Annotated in this window: 24 protein-coding genes and 2 other annotated features; all 24 genes read right to left on the bottom strand. The window is 41.3% G+C overall.

Annotated elements, in window-relative coordinates; genetic code table 11:
* Positions 1-111 precede the first annotated feature (111 nt).
* The 24 genes from M2353_RS00120 to M2353_RS00005 all read right to left on the bottom strand — a co-directional run bounded on the left by M2353_RS00120 (position 112) and on the right by M2353_RS00005 (position 20382).
* On the bottom strand, positions 112-717 hold the full coding sequence (locus M2353_RS00120) for a class I SAM-dependent methyltransferase (RefSeq protein WP_007496296.1): 606 nt from the start codon (positions 715-717) through the stop codon (positions 112-114).
* 96 nt (positions 718-813) lie between these two features.
* Entirely contained in the window at positions 814-1179 is a 366-nt protein-coding gene (gene rplL / locus M2353_RS00115) for a 50S ribosomal protein L7/L12 (RefSeq protein WP_008345418.1), read from the bottom strand.
* A 41-nt stretch (positions 1180-1220) separates the two neighbouring features.
* Complete coding sequence (gene rplJ / locus M2353_RS00110) at positions 1221-1721, bottom strand: 50S ribosomal protein L10 (RefSeq protein WP_003217048.1); 501 nt, start codon at positions 1719-1721, stop codon at positions 1221-1223.
* A 69-nt stretch (positions 1722-1790) separates the two neighbouring features.
* Positions 1791-1931, bottom strand: a sequence feature (ribosomal protein L10 leader region).
* Positions 1932-1977: 46 nt separating this feature from the next.
* The gene (rplA, locus tag M2353_RS00105; protein WP_017359164.1) at positions 1978-2676 is read right to left on the bottom strand and encodes a 50S ribosomal protein L1; all 699 of its coding nucleotides are present in this window, start codon (positions 2674-2676) and stop codon (positions 1978-1980) included.
* A 99-nt stretch (positions 2677-2775) separates the two neighbouring features.
* A complete protein-coding gene (rplK, locus tag M2353_RS00100; RefSeq protein ID WP_003216956.1) occupies positions 2776-3201 on the bottom strand; it encodes a 50S ribosomal protein L11 in 426 nt (141 codons plus the stop codon).
* Between the two features lie 171 nt (positions 3202-3372).
* The gene (gene nusG / locus M2353_RS00095) at positions 3373-3906 is read right to left on the bottom strand and encodes a transcription termination/antitermination protein NusG (protein WP_003217197.1); all 534 of its coding nucleotides are present in this window, start codon (positions 3904-3906) and stop codon (positions 3373-3375) included.
* A gap of 171 nt (positions 3907-4077) precedes the next feature.
* The gene (secE, locus tag M2353_RS00090; protein ID WP_008345422.1) at positions 4078-4254 is read right to left on the bottom strand and encodes a preprotein translocase subunit SecE; all 177 of its coding nucleotides are present in this window, start codon (positions 4252-4254) and stop codon (positions 4078-4080) included.
* Between the two features lie 34 nt (positions 4255-4288).
* Positions 4289-4438, bottom strand: a complete 150-nt coding sequence (rpmG, locus tag M2353_RS00085) for a 50S ribosomal protein L33 (RefSeq protein WP_008356502.1) — start codon at positions 4436-4438, stop codon at positions 4289-4291.
* Between the two features lie 76 nt (positions 4439-4514).
* The gene (sigH, locus tag M2353_RS00080) at positions 4515-5171 is read right to left on the bottom strand and encodes an RNA polymerase sporulation sigma factor SigH (RefSeq protein WP_008345424.1); all 657 of its coding nucleotides are present in this window, start codon (positions 5169-5171) and stop codon (positions 4515-4517) included.
* Between the two features lie 63 nt (positions 5172-5234).
* Positions 5235-5747, bottom strand: coding sequence for a ribosome-dependent mRNA decay endonuclease Rae1/YacP (rae1, locus tag M2353_RS00075; protein WP_007496285.1), 513 nt, complete (start codon positions 5745-5747; stop codon positions 5235-5237).
* 2 nt (positions 5748-5749) lie between these two features.
* A complete protein-coding gene (gene rlmB / locus M2353_RS00070) occupies positions 5750-6499 on the bottom strand; it encodes a 23S rRNA (guanosine(2251)-2'-O)-methyltransferase RlmB (protein WP_017359163.1) in 750 nt (249 codons plus the stop codon).
* Positions 6483-6914, bottom strand: coding sequence for a Mini-ribonuclease 3 (locus tag M2353_RS00065; RefSeq protein ID WP_008345428.1), 432 nt, complete (start codon positions 6912-6914; stop codon positions 6483-6485). The genes rlmB and M2353_RS00065 overlap by 17 nt, the downstream gene beginning before the upstream one ends.
* Positions 6915-6917: 3 nt before the next feature.
* Entirely contained in the window at positions 6918-8318 is a 1401-nt protein-coding gene (gene cysS, locus M2353_RS00060) for a cysteine--tRNA ligase (RefSeq protein WP_008345429.1), read from the bottom strand.
* Positions 8315-8968: a serine O-acetyltransferase gene (cysE, locus tag M2353_RS00055; protein ID WP_017366453.1), complete on the bottom strand. Its 654-nt coding sequence runs from the start codon at positions 8966-8968 to the stop codon at positions 8315-8317. Before cysE ends, cysS begins: the two co-directional genes overlap by 4 nt.
* An 81-nt stretch (positions 8969-9049) precedes the next feature.
* Positions 9050-9279, bottom strand: a binding site (T-box leader).
* Positions 9280-10731: a glutamate--tRNA ligase gene (gltX, locus tag M2353_RS00050; protein ID WP_007496275.1), complete on the bottom strand. Its 1452-nt coding sequence runs from the start codon at positions 10729-10731 to the stop codon at positions 9280-9282.
* A 94-nt stretch (positions 10732-10825) separates the two neighbouring features.
* Positions 10826-11302, bottom strand: a complete 477-nt coding sequence (gene ispF, locus M2353_RS00045; protein ID WP_007496273.1) for a 2-C-methyl-D-erythritol 2,4-cyclodiphosphate synthase — start codon at positions 11300-11302, stop codon at positions 10826-10828.
* Positions 11303-11305: 3 nt separating this feature from the next.
* The gene (gene ispD, locus M2353_RS00040; RefSeq protein WP_008345432.1) at positions 11306-11995 is read right to left on the bottom strand and encodes a 2-C-methyl-D-erythritol 4-phosphate cytidylyltransferase; all 690 of its coding nucleotides are present in this window, start codon (positions 11993-11995) and stop codon (positions 11306-11308) included.
* Positions 11996-12008: 13 nt separating this feature from the next.
* Positions 12009-13109 carry a PIN/TRAM domain-containing protein gene (locus M2353_RS00035; RefSeq protein ID WP_047946821.1) on the bottom strand — a complete coding sequence of 367 codons (1101 nt, stop codon included), beginning with the start codon at positions 13107-13109 and terminating at the stop codon, positions 12009-12011.
* A gap of 153 nt (positions 13110-13262) precedes the next feature.
* Positions 13263-14342 carry a DNA integrity scanning diadenylate cyclase DisA gene (disA, locus tag M2353_RS00030; RefSeq protein ID WP_007496267.1) on the bottom strand — a complete coding sequence of 360 codons (1080 nt, stop codon included), beginning with the start codon at positions 14340-14342 and terminating at the stop codon, positions 13263-13265.
* Positions 14343-14344: 2 nt separating this feature from the next.
* On the bottom strand, positions 14345-15724 hold the full coding sequence (gene radA, locus M2353_RS00025) for a DNA repair protein RadA (protein ID WP_017359160.1): 1380 nt from the start codon (positions 15722-15724) through the stop codon (positions 14345-14347).
* Positions 15725-15817: 93 nt separating this feature from the next.
* The gene (gene clpC, locus M2353_RS00020) at positions 15818-18253 is read right to left on the bottom strand and encodes an ATP-dependent protease ATP-binding subunit ClpC (RefSeq protein ID WP_007496263.1); all 2436 of its coding nucleotides are present in this window, start codon (positions 18251-18253) and stop codon (positions 15818-15820) included.
* Positions 18250-19341 carry a protein-arginine kinase McsB gene (gene mcsB / locus M2353_RS00015; protein WP_008345444.1) on the bottom strand — a complete coding sequence of 364 codons (1092 nt, stop codon included), beginning with the start codon at positions 19339-19341 and terminating at the stop codon, positions 18250-18252. Before mcsB ends, clpC begins: the two co-directional genes overlap by 4 nt.
* A gap of 4 nt (positions 19342-19345) precedes the next feature.
* On the bottom strand, positions 19346-19903 hold the full coding sequence (mcsA, locus tag M2353_RS00010; RefSeq protein ID WP_007496258.1) for a protein-arginine kinase activator protein McsA: 558 nt from the start codon (positions 19901-19903) through the stop codon (positions 19346-19348).
* Positions 19904-19917: 14 nt separating this feature from the next.
* Positions 19918-20382, bottom strand: coding sequence for a CtsR family transcriptional regulator (locus M2353_RS00005; RefSeq protein ID WP_003217184.1), 465 nt, complete (start codon positions 20380-20382; stop codon positions 19918-19920).
* Positions 20383-20513: the final 131 nt, after the last annotated feature.

The raw sequence follows: 20513 nt of genomic DNA, 5'->3' as shown, positions 1-20513 counted from the left end.
TATTAGTTTTCCCAAGTATGCATAATTTATACAAAATAGTTGTTTTTTAAGCCTATCAAGCAAAATATACACATTGGCATTTTATAATGTTAACACAGCTAGGAAACTGCGTCAAACTTTTTTAGCTTTGATAATATAGTAGCCCTTTTTTTTCATAACGACCGTCACTTCTCCAAAAAGCTGCTCTAATTTCTCAATCGCAGATGGTCCACCTTGTTTTTTCTGAATAACCACCCACAACTCACCTTCCGGCAATAAATGATCAGCACTTTTTTCAAAGATCGCATGTACTACTTTCTTCCCTGCCCGTATTGGGGGATTGGTCAGTATAGAGGCAAAAGCAGCTGATGAATGAACATTCGAGAACAAATCACTTTGATAGATGCGGACATTATCAATGCGATTATGCTTAGCGTTTTCCTTTGAAAGTTCGACTGCTCTTTCGTTCACATCAATCATATGAATGGTGCGGCCTGTCATTTCGTTTGCTAACGATAAGCCGATCGGTCCATAACCGCAACCGACATCTAAGACGTCGCCATCCAAGTCAGGTTCTTCAAAAGCTTCAATTAAAAGCCTCGAACCATAGTCGACTTCTTTCTTAGAAAACACTCCACTGTCACTTGTAAAAGTAAAGCTACGGTTTCTCAAGGTGAAGTCCCATGTCTGTTTATTGCTTTTCACTGATGGCTTTTCCGTATAATAGTGGTCACTCATGGTGAATGGACCTCCTCTGGATTCAATCGTTTCAGGAGATAAGAAAAGAAAAAGCCCGCCAGTAAAAGCGAGCTTTCCCAAAAGATTAGGCGAAGATTACTTAACTTCTACAGAAGCGCCAACTTCTTCAAGCTTAGCTTTAAGTTCTTCAGCTTCTTCTTTAGCAATACCTTCTTTAAGTGGTTTTGGAGTGTTGTCAACAAGTTCTTTAGCTTCTTTCAAGCCAAGACCAGTGATTTCACGAACCACTTTGATAACTTTGATTTTTTGGTCTCCAGCACCAGCAAGTACTAGATCAAAATCAGTTTTTTCTTCAGCAGCAGCACCGCCACCAGCAGCTACAGCTACAGGAGCAGCAGCAGTTACGCCAAATTCTTCTTCGATTGCTTTTACTAAGTCGTTTAACTCAAGTACAGTTGCTTCTTTAACTGAAGCAATGATTTCTTCGATATTTAAAGCCATTTGTAATTCCTCCATTTTAAGTTTTTTACGTCAAGTACGCATTAAGCGCCTTGTTCTTCTTTTTGATCTGCAACTGCTTTAGTAGCAAGAGCAAGGTTACGAACTGGAGCTTGAAGAACGCTAAGCAACATAGAAAGTAAGCCTTCGCGAGACGGAAGTTCCGCAAGAGCCTTCACTTCTTCTACAGTCGCTACGTTTCCTTCGATAACACCAGCTTTGATTTCTAAAGCTTCGTGGCTTTTCGCAAATTCGTTGATGATTTTCGCAGGTGCGATAACATCTTCGTTACTGAATGCGATAGCGTTTGGACCTGTTAAGAAATCGTTTAAACCCGTTAGTTCAACTTGTTCAACTGCACGGCGAGTCAAAGTATTTTTGTAAACTTTGAATTCTACGCCAGCATCACGAAGCTGTTTACGAAGTTCAGTCACTTCAGAAACTGAAAGACCGCGGTAATCTACGATTACAGTAGACATACTGTCTTTAAACTTAGAAGTAATTTCATCAACGACAACTTTTTTAGTATCGATTGCATTGCTCATGGTTACACCTCCTGTACATTCTTTGTGTAACACTTATACCGATCAGGCCATCACGTTCCTAACGAACGGTTCTCCATATAAAAAGCCTCCATTAAGACATGGAGGCTGTATATACAAGCATACGTTAACGTAAGACTGTGACATATACACCTCGGCGGGTTAATTAAGCCATAAGGCCCCTGCTGTCTACGGTATAAATGATTATTCTATTTTACAACATTTTGATATTATCAAAACGGTTGTGACAAGTCAAGAATTATTTTGCAGAGAAAGAAGATGGGTCCACTTTCACGCCAGGGCCCATAGTAGATGTAACAGAAACGTTTTTCACGTATACACCTTTAGCCGCTGCAGGTTTTGCTTTAAGGATTGTGTCATAGATTGTTGCAAAGTTCTCAACAAGCTTTTCGTCCTCGAAAGAAACCTTTCCGATTGGCGCGTGGATGTTACCAGCTTTATCAACGCGGTATTCTACTTTACCAGCTTTGATTTCATTGATTGCTTTTTCAACTTCGAAAGTTACAGTTCCTGTTTTAGGGTTTGGCATAAGACCTTTTGGTCCAAGTACACGACCGATCTTACCAACTTCACCCATCATGTCAGGTGTCGCAACGATTACATCGAATTCGAACCAGCCTTGTTGGATTTTAGTGATGTAATCAGAATCTCCAACGTAGTCTGCTCCAGCAGCTTCTGCTTCTTTTGCTTTTTCGCCTTTAGCGAACACAAGAACGCGTTGAGTTTTACCAGTTCCGTTAGGAAGTACAACTGCACCGCGGATTTGTTGATCGTTTTTACGAGGGTCTACGCCCAAACGAAAAGCAACTTCTACAGTCGCATCAAATTTCGCTGTATTTGCTTTTTTTGTAAGAGAAACAGCTTCAGCAACATCATACGCTTTTGTACGATCGATCAGCTTAGCAGCTTCTACATACTTTTTACCTTTTTTAGCCATTATAAAAATCCTCCTTATGTGGTTTTAGCGGAATAACCTCCCACGAATAAGGGTTGCGAACTTGTCAAAACCAAACTCGCAACCCAACAAGACAAAAAATTAATCTTCGATGACAATACCCATACTGCGTGCAGTACCTTCAACCATGCGCATAGCTGATTCAACGCTAGCAGCGTTTAAGTCAGGCATTTTTGTTTCCGCGATTTCGCGTACTTTATCACGCTTAACAGTTGCCACTTTATTACGGTTAGGTTCACCAGAACCAGACTCAATACCAGCTGCTTTTTTAAGTAATACTGCAGCAGGTGGAGTTTTAGTAATAAATGTAAATGAACGGTCTTCAAAAACCGAAATTTCAACAGGAATGATAAGACCAGCTTGGTCAGCTGTACGAGCGTTAAACTCCTTACAGAATCCCATGATATTAACACCGGCTTGACCTAGTGCAGGTCCAACTGGTGGAGCTGGGTTAGCTTTTCCAGCAGGAATTTGCAATTTAACAACTTTTACTACTTTTTTAGCCACGAGACACACCTCCTTAAAGTCCGTGATGTGGTAATAGGGGAATCCCCCTCCCACTCAACAACTTCATTCTTTATATGAATGACGAAATAACTAGCTAGCGATCTTGAGCGAACTCAAGACGTACCTTTGCTATATTACCACTTCTATACACTCATTTCAAGCTCTTTTAAATTACAATTTATCGATCTGTGTGAACTCAAGTTCCACAGGAGTTTCTCTACCAAACATATTAACGAATACTTTGACTTTGCTTTTATCATAATCAATCTCTTCGATAGAGCCTGTGAAGTTAGCAAATGGTCCATCGATGACCTTGACTGTTTCTTTTAGTTCAAAGTCGATTTCTGTCTTGCGCTCTTCAAGTCCCATTCTCTTCAGAATGGTTTCCGCTTCGCCAGGTAATAACGCTGTCGGCTTAGAGCCTGATCCAGCTGATCCAACGAATCCTGTCACACCTGGTGTATTACGAACGACATACCAAGAATCGTCAGTCATGACGATTTCTACTAGCACATATCCAGGGAATACTTTCTTTTTCACTACTTTTTTCTTACCGTTTTTAATGTCCGTTTCTTCTTCTTCTGGTACAACAACGCGGAAAATTTTATCCTGCATGCCCATTGATTCAACACGCTTTTCCAAGTTCGCTTTCACTTTGTTCTCATAGCCAGAGTACGTATGCACAACATACCAATTCTTTTCCATTTTCGTTCAGGACTATTTAGTCCTTCCCTCCCCACATTTCGTAATGTCTATTTGACGAATCTCGAGTACCGGTAAATATTTTCAAGCAATTGAAAAAACCCGTAAAACGGGTTTTTTGGCAAGTCATATTATGATCTATTATAGCACGTTCAGCAGACCATTATTCAAGTATTAATGAATTAATTCGATTAATTGTGAGATTCCTATATCAAGAAAAGAGAAAAAGATGGCAAAAAATACGACTGTTAAAATAACAGTGATCGTGTAGCGGACCATTTCGTTTTTCTTTGGCCAGCTGACCTTTTTCATTTCTTTCCCGACACTTTTTAAGAAACTGATAATACGCATGTAAAAGACCTCCACAGATTAAAGAACGCAAATCCTACTTCGTTTCTAAATGTGTTTTATGTGAATTACAAGTCTTGCAATATTTCTTAACTTCTAATCTTTCAGCTGCTGAAGCAACACTTTTCATTGTCGTATAATTGCGGCTTCCGCAGTCTTTACAGGCTAGAGTAATCTTTTTCCTCATATTTACACCTATTTTCTCGACATCATTTCCTTAGTACCTTATCACAGTGTCGAAAAAGCTGTCAATATAGGTTTGATTAGAGACTGATCTCGCGCAGCTCTAAATATTTCTCTAATTTTCTCTTTACTCTTTGGAGTGCGTTATCAATTGATTTCACATGACGGTTTAAATCTTCAGAAATCTCCTGATAGGACCTACCATCAAGATAAAGCACAAGTACCTTTCTTTCCAGCTCGCTTAGTAATTCACCCATTTTCATTTCAATATCATCAAATTCTTCTTTGCTAATGATTAAATCTTCTGGGTTAAGCGCTTTAGCACCGGAAATGACGTCCAATAATGTTCTGTCCGATTCTTCATCGTATATCGGCTTGTCTAATGATACATAGGAATTTAACGGGATATGTTTTTGGCGAGTAGCTGTTTTAATTGCGGTGATAATTTGGCGGGTAATACATAATTCTGCAAAAGCCTTAAATGAAGTAAGCTTGTCCTCTCTGAAATCGCGGATAGACTTATAAAGTCCGATCATCCCCTCTTGGACAATGTCCTCTCGATCCGCTCCAATCAAGAAATAAGATCTTGCTTTCGCACGTACAAAATTGCGGTATTTCGTTATTAAATAATCTAGCGCATCACTATCTCCGACATGAACCCTTTCAATGACTTGTTCATCTTCCAACTGGCAAAATTGCTCTCTGATGGACTTACCCTTGCTGTTGTTTAGATTCACTTCGATCCCCCCGACCGCACCTAGATAGAAATATTATACAATAATGGTTGAAATATCGTCAAGCTATTCCAAGTTTCCCCGCCGCCATTTTTCAAACGTTTTCAATACATCTTCTGACAATTCAATTTTGGATGCTGGTTTATCAGAAGTAATCTTTTTGACACGTGTTTCAATCTTTCGTTCAATCACTTCTATCTCTCTTAAGAGCTCTCGTGCTGACTTACGAAGTGCACCCTGCCCAAAAATCGCCCATTGTTCTGTATAATCAGAGGTCGCCACATGAATTTGCGTCCGAATGTTATTCAAGTCTTGTGCCAGTTTTTCAATCCGCTCATCAGCCGTTTCATTTTCTCTTGTAAAGATGACCTCTACTCGGTGGTTTGTCCGCTTCTTTTCGATTCCTTTGACCATATGGGCATCGAATACGACAATGACTCGATACCCTGTATATGCTTGATATTCTGCTAAATGTTGAATCAGCACGTCTCTGGCTTCTTCAAAGCTGTTTTCTTTTAAGTGCTGCAAACGAGGCCATGCACCTATCATGTTGTATCCATCGACTAAGAGGATGTCCATCTCTATTCTCCTAACGGATAACGTTTTCGATACACTTCATACATCAATAGACTAGCGGCAACTGATGCATTTAATGAAGTGACCTTCCCGGCCATTGGCAATTTAATCAAGAAATCACATTTTTCCTTAATCAATCGGCCAATTCCTTTTCCTTCACTGCCAATGACAAGAGCGAGAGGCATCGTGCCATCAAATTGTCTGTAGTCCTGCTTCGCAGATGCATCTGTTCCTGCGACCCAGATTCCTCTTTCTTTCATTTCATCAAGAGCTCTGGAAAGATTGGTTACTTTTGCGACCGGGATATGTTCAATGGCTCCAGTAGATGCTTTCGCAACAGTTGTCGTCAAGCCTACCGCTCGTCGTTTTGGAATGACGATTCCATGTGCACCAACAGCATCGGCCGTACGCATGATCGACCCTAAATTGTGCGGATCTTCAATTTCATCTAAGATGATGAAAAATGGTTGTTCATTCCGCTTTTCAGCAATTTGATACAGATCGTCCAATTCTGCATATTCATATGCTGCTACTTGTGCAACGATTCCCTGGTGCTGACCTGTTACCATCTGATCAAGCTTTTTCCTCGGAACATACTGAATGGTGATATTTTGCTTTTTCGCGAGTTCAATGACCTGCTGGGCTTGTCCTTTTACAGTGTTTTCTGCCATCCAGAGCTTGTATAACTCCCGATCTGACTTCAGTGTTTCAATCACTGCATTTTTCCCAATCACATAATCATGTTGCTGACTCATTTGTCTTCCTCCCTGACGTTCCGATTTCAATCGCCTGACTAATCAACTCTTCTAAGCGTTCGTCCTGCTTCTCAATAAATAAATAACCCATGAGCGCTTCAAACGCTGTACTATAACGATACGTTTGAACGTCTGTGTTTTTAGGCACTGTGCCTGATTTTGCATTTCTTCCTCTTTTCAGCACCGCTTCTTCCGCTTCTGTGAAAAAGCCCTTCTGCTGAAGTTCAAATAAAATAGCGGCCTGAGATTTAGCTGAAACGATCTTACTTGCACGTTTATGAAGCTCATTTGGTTTGGTCGCCCCCGTTTGGAGGAGGTGATGCCTCACGTATACTTCAAAAATGGCATCACCCATATAAGCAAGTGCAAGTCCGTTCAACTGTTTTCCGTCTTTCAGCTTTTCAAAATTCAACATGACCTATTCTCCTCTTTTCCAGCGCGTACCTTGAGGAGTGTCCTCCAATACAATATTCATGCTCTTTAACTGGTCACGAATTTGATCAGACAATGCGAAGTCACGATTCCTTCTAGCTTCATTCCGCTTCTCAATTAATGCTTCTACCTCTTCGTCAAGCGTGTGCTTTTCTTCTAGTGAGAAGCCGAGGACGGATGTGATTTCTTGGAACAAACCAATAAATGCCTTGATCACTTCCTCAGAAGTATGATCATTTTCCATATAGTAATTCGCTTGTTTCGCTAGTTCAAATAAAACAGAGATGGCATTTGCCGTATTGAAGTCATCATTCATTTCAGAAATAAATGTCGCACGCTGCTCTTCAATCTTTGTCAACCATTCAGTGTTATCCTCTGTTAAATTGGTACTGCTCTCAAGGCGATGATGTAGATTTGAATAAGATGTTTTGAGTCTGTTAAATGCACTCTTTGTACTTTCCAATAAGTCAATGGAGTAATTGATTGGATGACGATAGTGAACCGACAGCATAAAGAAACGAAGCACATCTGGATCTTGTTCTTTAATAATGTCATGTACGAGCACAAAGTTCCCAAGTGATTTTGACATTTTTTCATTCTCAATATTAATATACCCGTTATGCATCCAATACTTCGCAAAAGGTTTTCCTGTCAAAGCCTCAGATTGAGCGATCTCATTCTCGTGATGAGGGAACGTTAAATCCTGTCCGCCAGCATGAATGTCAATCGTATCGCCTAAATACTTTTTGACCATCGCAGAGCACTCGATGTGCCAGCCTGGACGCCCTTCACCCCACGGACTGTCCCAAGAAATCTCCTGATCCTTTGCGGCCTTCCATAATGCAAAGTCGAGTGCATCCCTTTTCTTTTCACCTACACGAATACGGGCACCTGTCTTTAATTCATCAATCGATTGGTGAGACAGTTTTCCGTAGCCTTCAAATGAGCGTGTGCTGTAATACACGTCACCATCTGCTTCATAGGCGTAGCCTTTTTCAATCAATGTGGCGATAAACGCAATGATATCATCCATATTTTCTGTCACTCGCGGGTGAAGGTCTGCTTTTTTGCAGCCTAATGCACTGACGTCCTCAAAGTATGCTTGGATAAACCGATCAGCAATCGTTGGGACATCCTCGCCTAATTCATTTGCTGCTTTGATGAGTTTATCATCCACATCAGTAAAGTTGGATACGAAATTCACATCATAGCCGCTATATTCTAAATACTTACGTACCGTGTCATATACAATGGCCGGTCTTGCATTCCCGATATGAATGTAGTTATACACGGTTGGTCCGCATACATACATTTTCACCTTTCCTGGTTCAAGTGGGACAAACTCTTCTTTTTTACGTGTCAATGTATTATAAATATTGATTGTCATGATTGTTCTTCCTTTCTGCTCAATGAAGCCAGCTCACGTTTTAGCTTTTCCATTTCTCGCTCCAATTCTTTGAAACGATCAGAAACTGGATCTGGCAAATCTTGATGATTGAGATCACGATTGATTTTCTTTCCATTTTGAACGACCACTCGCCCAGGTATACCTACAACAGTGGAATGGTCTGGTACGTCTTTTAACACAACAGACCCCGCACCAATCTTGGACCCTTTTCCTACGGTAATGGAACCGAGCACCTTAGCACCAGTCGCAATCAAGGCATCGTCCAAAATAGTTGGATGCCGCTTTCCCTTTTCTTTCCCTGTTCCCCCTAATGTCACGCCTTGGAAAACAGTGACGTTATCGCCAATTTCACATGTTTCCCCAATCACGACGCCCATGCCGTGATCAATAAAGAACCGCCGGCCGATGGTTGCTGCTGGGTGAATCTCAACCCCTGTGAAAAACCGGCTGACCTGAGAAATGATCCGCGCAAGAAAATACAGCTTACGCTTGTAAAATGCATGCGCAACACGATGAGCCCAAATCGCATGAAGCCCTGAATAGGTTAGCACTACTTCAAGATAGCTTCTAGCAGCAGGATCTTGATCAAACACAGTATCAATATCTTCTTTCAGCATTTTGAAAAACACATGCTCCCCCCGTTCTTCCCCATCAATCTCTCTTAGGACTTGCTCTCTTTTTTGGACAAATAAAAAACGCCTCTGCCATATGACAGAGACGTTTTGAAAACGCGGTTCCACTCTGTTTAGAAAGCCCTCATTTCGCAGCCTTCTCAACTTCATCCCATAACGGAGGGTACCGCCCTTGCATACTAACATACGTGTTCCTCAAGGGTCTTGAGGGTGCATTTCCAACGTCTGCCCATAAGTCTCTTTCAGCCGGTGAAGACTCTTTCTGTGATGGACGATAACATTGTACTTCTCCCTCGCAACGATTTTCCTTATATTTGTTTAATGCGGTTTAATACCGTCTCTTTACCTAGTAGTTCAATACTTTGCGGAAGTTCTGGGCCATGCGTTTGTCCAGTGACAGCCACACGAATTGGCATGAATAGTTTCTTACCTTTATGCCCTGTTTCTTTTTGTACCGCTTTAATGGCAGCTTTGATTTCATCTGGTGTGAAAGACTCAAGACGTTCAAGCTGACCTGCAAACGAAGCCATCACTTCTGGTACTTGCTCTTCTGCAAGAACTTCCTTTGCCTCTTGATTATACTCAATTTGTTCCTTAAAGAACAACTCTGTTAACTCAACAATTTCTGCTCCGTAGCTCAATTGCTCGTGGTATAGAGAAATGAGTTTGCGCACCCACGTGTTTTCTTCTTCTGTCAGCTGCTCACTTACCTTGCCTGCCTTTTGAAGATGTGGAAGTGTAAGTGCCACAACTTGATCAAGATCAAGTGCTTTTACGTATTGGTTATTCACCCATTTTAGTTTATGCATATCGAAGAGAGCTGGTGACTTAGAAAGTCGATTGACATCGAAAATATCAATGAACTGCTCTTTTGTAAATAGTTCCTCTTCACCAACTGGAGACCATCCGAGCAGTGCAATGAAGTTAAACAAAGCTTCTGGTAAATAGCCCAAGTTCTTATACTGTTCGATGAACTGGATAATTGATTCATCACGCTTGCTTAATTTCTTGCGGTTCTCGTTTACAATCAGCGTCATATGTCCGAACAGCGGAACATCCCAGCCAAATGCATTGAAGACCATAATTTGTTTAGGTGTATTCGAGATGTGATCCTCACCGCGAAGAATGTGAGTCATTTTCATCAAATGATCATCCACCGCTACAGCGAAGTTATACGTTGGCGTACCATCTTTCTTCACAATAACAAAGTCACCGATGCCGTCTGTTTCAAATGAAATCTCGCCTTTGACCATATCGTCAAATTTAATGATTTCTCCTTTAGGCACTCGGAAGCGGATGCTTGGCTCTCTTCCTTCAGCAATCAGCTTGTCCTCTTCTTCTTTTGATAAATGACTGCATTTACCAGAATATCGAGGCATTTCACTGCGGGCAATTTGTGCTTCTCGCTCTTCTTCTAGTTCTTCAGCCGTACAATAGCACTTATACGCCAAATCTTTCTCTAGCAGCTCGTCATAATATTTTTTGTAAATATCATTACGCTCTGATTGTCTGTAAGGACCGTAGCCGCCATCTTTATCAATGCTCTCGTCCCAATCAATCCCGAGCCATTGCAGGTGGCGAAGCTGGCTTTCTTCTCCGCCTTCTACATTACGCTTTTGATCCGTATCCTCGATTCGAATAATAAATTTGCCGCCTTGACTGCGTGCGAACAAATAGTTGAAAAGAGCCGTTCTAGCATTCCCAATATGTAAATGACCAGTTGGACTCGGTGCATAACGAACACGCACTTCATTTCCCATGAGTTTAACTTCCTTTCATCTGCATCATGTTGTCTGACACCAATTTTTTATAAACGTATTTTATCATCAAAACCCATTCTCATCAAAACGGATTTTACTTTTTCTGAAGAAGTACGGTTGCTTGAGAGGCAATTCCTTCGCCTCTTCCTGTAAATCCAAGTTTCTCTGTTGTTGTTGCTTTGACATTCACCTGTGTGACATCTGCCTCAAGGGCTTCTGCGATTTTCTCACACATTGGCTGAATGTATGGTGCCATCTTTGGTTTTTGCGCCATGATCGTGCAATCGATATTCACCAGTGTATAGCCTTTTTCTTTTACAAGTGCCCACACGTGTTGAAGTAATTTAAAAGAGTCTGCATCTTTAAACTCCGGATCCGTGTCTGGGAAATGTCTGCCGATATCTCCTTCTGCAATCGCACCTAGGCAGGCATCCGCCACAGTATGAAGCAGTACATCCGCATCTGAATGCCCAAGTAGACCCTTTTCATAAGGGATCGTCACACCGCCAATAATAAGAGGTCTTCCCTCTGTTAATTGATGCACATCAAAACCTTGTCCTATTCTAAACATGTTCTAGTACCCTCTTTCCGCATCCATAATTGCCTTGGCAACCAATAAATCATCCGGTGTTGTCAGTTTAATATTGGTATAGTCTCCTTGGACAATATACACACTCTCACCGTGTAATTGTTCCACAAGACTGGCGTCATCTGTTCCAAGAAAGCCTGTCCGCTCCGCATGTTCATGCGCTTCTTTTAAAATAGAATGACGAAAAGCTTGTGGGGTCTGGACTGCCCACAAGCTCTGACGTTCAATGGTTTGTTCCACTTTGCCTTCTTGAACGCGTTTGATTGTGTCTTTCACTGGTACCGCTACGACTGCGGAGCCTTTTTCAATCGCTGCTTTAACGAGCAAGTCAATCTGTGTATGCTTAATAAAAGGCCTTGCGCCATCATGAACAAGCACGATGTCCGCATCTTGCACAGCCTTCAATCCTTCGTATACACTTTGCTGCCGTTCTTCACCGCCAGTGACAAGTGAAACAGGCGTTTGAAAAGCGTGTACCTTCAGTAGCCTTTCAAAGTCACGACGCTCTTCTTCATTGATCGCTAAGATCATGCGTCTGCATTGCGAATGAGCGTCAAACACCTTCAGTGTGTGGATGATGACCGGCATTCTTTTCAATTCAATAAAAAGTTTATTGCGGCCGGCCTTCATTCGCTTCCCCTGCCCCGCAGCCGGAATAACTACTTCATAATACATGTTCGTTCTCCCTTTAGAGCGCCTTCTCCAGAAGTTTTGGCTTCGCAAAAATCATTCTTCCAGCAGCAGTTTGCAGCACACTCGTGACGAGCACATCAATGTCTTTTCCAATATAATTGCGTCCTTCTTCGACCACAATCATCGTACCGTCATCTAAGTAAGCAACACCTTGGTTATGCTCTTTCCCATCTTTAATGACCTGTACCTTCATTTCTTCCCCAGGCAGCACAACCGGTTTGACTGCATTGGCTAGATCATTGATGTTTAACACTGCTACTTTTTGAAGTTCGCATACTTTATTTAAATTAAAATCATTTGTCACAACAACACCTGAAGTTAACTTAGCGAGTTTCACAAGCTTGCTGTCAACCTCTTGAATATCTTCAAAGTCACCTTCGTAAATTTCAACTTTAATATCCAGTTCTTTTTGGATACGATTTAAAATATCAAGACCTCTTCGGCCTCTATTTCTCTTTAATACATCAGAAGAGTCTGCAATATGCTGTAATTCCTCGAGTACAAATTGAGGAATGACCATCACACCTTCTAGGAATCCAGTTTGACAAATATCTGCAATTCTTCCATCAATGATAACACTTGTGTCTAAAATTTTCAGCTTTTTATCTTCTATTTCAGGTTCATCATCAGCTGCTCCTTTTTTCTTTGTGACCTTTGCAGATCGGGAGAACAGCCCCATCATTTCATCCTTCTTCTTAAACCCTACCTGAAATCCAAGGTATCCTAAAAAGAAAGCCAGGAAAATCGGAATAATGGTACCAAAAATATGATATGGGATATTGTTTAGCGGGATCACGTTTACAATAAGATATGCTAGAATAAGTCCAAATACTAAACCGAAACTTCCAGATATAAGATCAGGAAGAGGCGCCTTCAATAGAGAATCCTCGATCCATTTCACCCAATTAACCACATAGCCTGTGCACCATTTACCAATGATAAAGAACACAGCGGCTCCTATTAGTGCTGAAGAGTAAGCATTTGTTATGAAAGGTATGTCCTTCAAATTTAACAGCAGAAATAACTCTGGAATGATAAAAATCCCTACAACTGCACCGAAAATGATAAAAAACGCCTGAACGATTCTTTTTAACATACCTTCACCTCCTTTATTTTTCATCTGTCAATCCACCTTCATCTGACATTGATATATGCTTAAGTTTCCTATCATCATGAACAGAAAACAAAACCATCATTAATATACCCATATTCATCCATTTTTAACCGTATTTAAGAAAAATTTCTCTTTTTATAGCTGACGGTCGATATAATGTTTTTCTTGCAGTCTTTTTAATCCTTTTTTTATCTTTTTCGCTCTTACTTCTCCAATTCCTTCTACTTCATCCAAATCTTGTACATCTGCTTCCATAATTCGATCTAGCACACCAAATGCTTCGACCACGTTTTCAACGATTGGCATAGGCAGTCTAGGGATTTTATGAAGTAATCTGTATCCTCTAGTGTACACATATTCGTCAATATTTGTAGATGCTGGATAGCCAAGTAACTTGTACAAAATGGAGTCATCTAAAAGTTCAAAGCTCGACATATCTTGGAGCTGTTTCAGCAGCACATATGGATCTTTGATCTTTTCTTTCACGTAATCTTTAATAAATAACGCCGCTTCCTGCTCCATATCTGTAATCAGCTCATTGACTTGCAGACGGATCAAGTGTCCTTCTGTCCCAAGCTCTTTGATATACATATTGATTTCATTTTTGATTCTAAGTACCATTTCATAACGATGTAGCACGGATAATACATCACCAAAGGTCACAAGCTCTTCAAATTCTAAGGCGCTTAACGCAGAAATGGCGTGATCTAAAATGGTTTTATATTTCTCAAGTGTTTGTATCGCTTGGTTGGCCTTCGTCAAAATAAAACCAATATCTTTCAGCGTATATCGTCGATTCCCTTGGTATAAGGTAATGACGTTCCGACGTTCAGAAATAGCAATGATTAAGCAACCTGTCTGCTTTGCTACACGTTCAGCCGTTCGGTGTCTCATGCCTGTTTCTGATGAATGAATGGTTGCATCCGGCATGAGCTGTGTATTCGCATACAAGATTTTTTGACCAGAGTCACTTAAAATAATCGCCCCATCCATTTTCGCCAATTCATATAAATGTGCTGGGGAGAAAGCAGAATTAATATGAAATCCTCCATCTACCACACTTTTCACTTTATCGTTATAACCAACAACAATGAGCCCTCCAGTATTGGCTCTTAGGACGTTTTCAATCCCTGCCCGCAGGGGTGTCCCTGGTGCCACAAACTGGACAATATCTAAGAGATCGACTTCTCTCGCTCCTTTTTTCTCTTTTTCCATTTCTATGATCCCCCTAGTGAAATACGAAGTGCCTCTGCTACATTTTCTACACCGACTAACTCAATCCCTCTCGGTTTTTTCCATCCATCTATATTCGCCTGAGGAATAAACATTCGCTTAAATCCTAGTTTAGCAGCTTCCTGCACACGCTGTTCAATTCTTGATACTCTTCTGACTTCTCCCGTCAGACCCACTTCTCCTATAAAGCAATCTGCTTGATGCGGCGCTGCATCTTTAAAGCTTGATGCAATACTGACGGCAATAGCCAAGTCAATCGCTGGTTCATCAAGTTTCACACCACCTGCGACCTTTAAGTAGGCATCTTGGTTTTGCAGTAGCAGCCCTACCCGTTTTTCTAAAACGGCCATAAGCAATGACACTCGGTTATGATCAAGGCCAGTAGCCATTCTCCGTGGATTCCCAAAGCTCGTCGGTGAAATAAGTGCTTGTATCTCCACTAGAACAGGTCTTGTTCCTTCCATTGAGGCAACAACACACGATCCAGATACACCTGCTGACCGCTCTTCTAAGAAGATTTCTGATGGGTTTAATACCTCTGTGAGCCCTTCCTCTCTCATTTCAAAAATTCCTAATTCATTCGTTGAACCAAAACGGTTTTTCACTGCCCTTAAAATACGAAACGTATGGTGACGCTCCCCTTCAAAATAAAGAACTGTATCTACCATATGCTCTAAAAGGCGCGGCCCAGCAATCGAGCCTTCCTTCGTCACGTGACCAACGATAAAAATAGGAATACCATTCGTCTTGGCAATTTTCATCAGCTGGGCAGTGCATTCCCTCACCTGAGAAACAGATCCAGGAGCTGACGTTATATCGCTTTGATAAACGGTTTGAATTGAATCGACCACAACAAAAGCGGGTTTCATCTCTTGTATAGCAGACGTTATATACTCCATATCGGTTTCAGCCAAAACATGTAAAGAGGCACTTTCAATACCGAGACGGTCCGCCCTAAGCTTCGTTTGTTTGATTGATTCCTCACCAGATATATATAACACATTCTGATTTTGATCTGATAGCTGTGCTGAAACTTGTAATAATAGTGTGGACTTCCCAATCCCAGGATCACCGCCAATAAGAACGAGTGAACCTTTGACAATTCCACTTCCTAATACTCGGTTAAATTCTTCTAAATTCGTTTTAATTCGGGGTTCTTCGGATGTTTCAATTGCAGATATAGGTGAAGGTTTTTGAATGGTTTGAACAGAATGATTAAACGCACTTCGACGATTTGCCGGCTCTTTACGAACGACCTCTTCTGTCATACTGTTCCAAGTGCCGCAGCCGGGACATTTCCCCATCCATTTGGCTGACTCATAACCGCACGATTGGCATATAAATTTTGATTTTGACTTAGCCATAGATTGAAGAATACAACTCCTTATACTGGTCAGAAAATAAGTAAAGGGAGGCATCCAACTTACTGGTATGCCTCACACTTTTTTCTTACTATATTAGTTCGTAGCAGCCGTTGCTTTTACGACAATTTCTCCATCTTCAACATCTAATACGATATGTTGGCCCTTTTCAATATTGCCTTTCAGCAATTCCTCAGAAAGTCGATCCTCGACGTGCTTTTGAATCGCCCTTCTTAACGGACGAGCACCATACTCAAGATCTACGCCTTCGTCGGCAATCTTGGCTTTTGCTGCTTCCGTCAATTCAATTGAAAGGTCCTGCTCTTTTAGTCGTTTTGTCAATTGATCAGACATGAGAGACACAATCTCTTTTAGATGTTTCTTTTCGAGTGAGTGGAAGACAATAATTTCATCAATACGGTTGATGAACTCCGGTCTAAACGCACGTTTCAGCTCACCCATTACTTTGCCTTTCATATCTTTGTAATTTTGACTTTCATCCTGCACGTTAAAGCCAACATATTTATTGCGCTTCAGCTCACTAGCTCCAACGTTTGAAGTCATAATCAAAATCGTATTTCTAAAGTCAACAGTACGACCTTTAGAATCAGTGAGACGACCATCTTCTAACACTTGAAGTAAGATGTTAAACACATCAGGGTGCGCCTTTTCAATCTCATCTAGAAGCACGACAGAATACGGCTTTCTTCTCACTTTTTCAGTCAGCTGACCGCCCTCATCATAGCCCACATAGCCTGGAGGTGATCCAACAAGTCTTGAAGTCGAGTGTTTTTCCATGTACTCAGACATATCAATACGAATCATCGCTTCTTCATCACCGAAGATAGACTCAGCGAGTGCTCTTGCAAGCTCAGTCTTACCAACACCTGTTGGCCCTAGGAAAATAAAGGAGCCTATCGGACGTTTCGGATCTTTTAGTCCAGCACGGGCACGTCTTACAGCTTTTGCAACAGCAACAACTGCTTCATCCTGTCCAATGACGCGAGAGTGGAGCAATTGTTCCATGTTTAGAAGCTTATCTGTTTCTGTTTGAGCAATTTTTGAAACAGGTACTCCCGTCCAGCTAGAAACAACCATTGCGATATCATCCACAGAAACCTCTGAATTCTCTTGTCCCTGCTTTTCTTTCCAAGATTTCTTCGTCACTTCTACCTTTTCACGCAAACGTTGCTCCGTATCACGAAGAGAAGCGGCTTTTTCAAATTCTTGACTTTGAACAGCTGCATCCTTTTCCTTGCGTACTTCATCCAGCTTTTGCTCAAGTTCCTTTAGATTAGGCGGTGTTGTGAAAGAACGTAAGCGAACTTTTGAACCCGCCTCATCAATTAAGTCGATCGCCTTATCTGGAAGGAAACGATCGGAGATATAACGATCAGAAAGCTTTACCGCCGCCTCAATGGCTTCATCTGTAATAGACACACGGTGATGTGCTTCATAACGGTCTCTAAGCCCTCTTAAAATTTGAATACTTTCATCGACAGATGGCTGGTCCACTTGAATTGGCTGGAATCGACGTTCAAGTGCAGCATCTTTTTCAATATATTTACGGTACTCATCTAACGTTGTTGCCCCGATACATTGAAGCTCACCACGTGCTAAAGATGGTTTTAGAATATTAGAGGCATCAATCGCACCCTCTGCTCCACCTGCACCAATCAGTGTATGAAGTTCATCAATGAAGAGAATGATATTTCCAGCCTGACGGATTTCGTCCATGACTTTTTTCAAACGATCCTCGAATTCACCACGATATTTCGTTCCCGCTACAACGGTTCCCATATCAAGTGTCATGACTCGTTTATCACGCAGAATTTCAGGCACTTCGTTGTGAATAATTTGCTGTGCGAGGCCTTCTGCGATCGCTGTTTTACCAACACCAGGCTCCCCAATCAAGACAGGGTTATTCTTTGTTCTTCTACTTAGGACCTCAATGACACGCTGAATTTCTTTGCTGCGGCCAATCACAGGGTCCAAGCTGTCCTCTTTCGCAATAGCCGTTAAGTCTCTTGCCAAGCTATCTAAAGTTGGTGTATTGGCATTGCTATTAGATCCTGCCGCAGATGCACCCGTTTCATTGCTGCCTAGAAGCTGCAATACTTGCTGGCGTGCTTTATTTAAGCTCACTCCGAGGTTATTTAAGACACGGGCAGCTACACCCTCTCCCTCACGAATAAGACCTAAAAGAATATGTTCTGTCCCTACATAGGAATGACCAAGCTTTCTCGCTTCATCCATAGAAAGCTCCGTAACCTTCTTCGCTCTAGGTGTGTAATGAGGAATAGCTTGAGACACCTCTTGCCCTCTTCCAATCAAGCTCTCGACTTCTTTTTGGATTTTATCTGAAACAAGGCCCAGTGCTTCTAATGCTTTTGCGGCGATGCCCTCACCTTCACGTACAAGACCAAGTAAAATATGCTCTGTACCGATGTTCTTATGGCCTAGGCGAATGGCTTCTTCTTGTGCAAGTGCTAATACCTTTTGAGCTCTTTCAGTGAATCTTCCAAACATCATATCGTTTCATCCTCCTGTCCATTCCTATGCATTTCTAAGCGCAGCCTTTCTCTGATAATTGCTGCTCGTTTTATATCTCTTTCATTTGGTTCCAAGGCTCCTCCTGAATATTGCTGAAGGAAGCCAGGCTGTGTCAAAATCATGAGTTCATTCAGTATATTACTTGAAAGCCCCTTAATGATACCTAAATCAATTCCAAGTCGCACATCTGACAAACACTTAGCCGTTTCCTTAGATTCAATCATGCGACAATTAGCCAAAATCCCCAAGGAACGGTACACTCTGTCTTCAAGTTCAATTTTAGACGTCTGATATAATGCCTTACGTGCAGATCGCTCTTGTTCAATGAGCTGCGCCGTCACACTATTCAAGTCATCTACAATATCTTCTTCTGATTGACCCAGTGTCATTTGATTTGAAATTTGAAAGATGTTTCCTATTGCTTCGCTACCCTCACCATAAATTCCTCTGACCACAAGACCTAATTGATTAATTGCAGGAATAATGCGATTCATTTGTCTTGTCAGGGCTAATGCTGGTAAGTGCATCATGACTGAAGCCCTAATACCTGTACCTACATTGGTCGGACAGCTCGTTAAGTATCCTCGCTTTTCTGAAAACGCATAATCCACTTGCTCTTCAATCCAGTCATCTATTTGGTTAGCTGCTTTTAGTGCATTAGCCAGCTGAAATCCTGGGAACAAGCATTGAATACGAATATGGTCTTCCTCATTCAGCATGACACTGATTTCTTCATTTTCTGAAAGCAAACAGCCGCCAAATCTTGATTCTGCTAAATTGGGGCTAATCAAATGCTTTTCAACAAGTACCCTTTTAGCCAAAGGCTGCGTGTCATTCATTCGAATCAGAACAAAGTTTCCAATGTCCTTCACTTCCTGGCTCGCAAACTTTTGCTCGAATTGCTGAAGAACAGCTTCAGCCTCCTCTTGAGAAAACTGAGTTGGGAAACGAACATGCTCTAGATTGCGTGCCAGCCGAATACGACTGCTTAGAACAATGTCACTTTCTGGTCCTTTCTGTTTCATCCATTGACTTAATGCGTCTTGAATAAAATGCTGGAGCGACATGTCGTTAATCTCCCTCCCTCTGCTGAGATTGCTCATGCTCTAACGCACGAATTTGATCTCGAACTTCCGCTGCTTTTTCAAACTCTTCCTGTTCAATCAGCTGCTTCAGTTCTTGCTGCATTAACTCAAGTTTCCGGCGAACATGCAGACTGCCGGCAATCCGTTTAGGGACTTTTCCATTATGGACTGTATTTCCACTATGGACTTTCCTTAAAACAGGATTTAAATACTGATCAAAGGTCCGATAACATTCTGCACAGCCAAAACGGCCTGTTTTCCTGAATTGCTGAAAAGTTAAGCCACACTTAGGACATTGATCCACTTCTCTTGCCTCTTGAAAAATAGATGATCCTTTATTCGCACTTGTGGTAAAGCTAGGATCAATATTCAATAAGCCTGATAATAAGTTGTGAATCGAGAAACCTTGGTTTCCACTCATAGCATATGAATCACTGTTTTCTTTTGCACATTGTTCACATATGTGCATTTCTTGTTTTTCTCCATTTATTACTTTCGTAAAGTGAAAAGTGGCTGGTCTCTCATTGCATTCTTGACAAATCAATCTTTTCACCCGCTTTACTTTAATTTCAAAGCATTTAACATCGCTTTCATCATCCGAGCCCGCAGTTCATCTCGTTCAGGTAAATCAATGTGTAAAACAGAACGGTCCATGACACTAATCATCATCTTTGCTTCTCTTTCGGATAAAATGTTGTTCTCAACAAGACGCATGATGATATGATCAGATGCAGCCTGTGATAAACGATGATATATTTGGGAAATAATGTTGTTCAATAAATCGACTTCATCATTCATTTTGACTTTAATGATACGGATATAGCCACCGCCGCCACGCTTACTTTCGACGATATAACCTCTTTCGCTCGTAAAGCGTGTATTGATAACATAGTTAATTTGTGAAGGTACGCATTGAAACTTATCTGCAATTTCATTGCGTTTAATTTCTAATATTTCTCGACCATTCTGATCCAAGACTTCCTTCAAATACTGCTCGATGATATCAGAAATATTTTGTGCCACTCCGCCTCCTCCTCCATTGACTTTGACTATATTTGACTTTAATCTTACTATAAATTTTTTCGATCGATTTTTCAAGATAATCGCTCAACTAACAATATTATTTCCACATTTATCTGGTGCCAAACGTCCCA

This window comes from Bacillus aerius (genome assembly GCF_029894105.1).
Taxonomy (GTDB): Bacteria; Bacillota; Bacilli; order Bacillales; family Bacillaceae; genus Bacillus; species Bacillus altitudinis.
The sequence above is the reverse complement of the archived record's forward strand: the minus strand, read 5'-3'. Positions and strand labels throughout refer to the sequence as shown.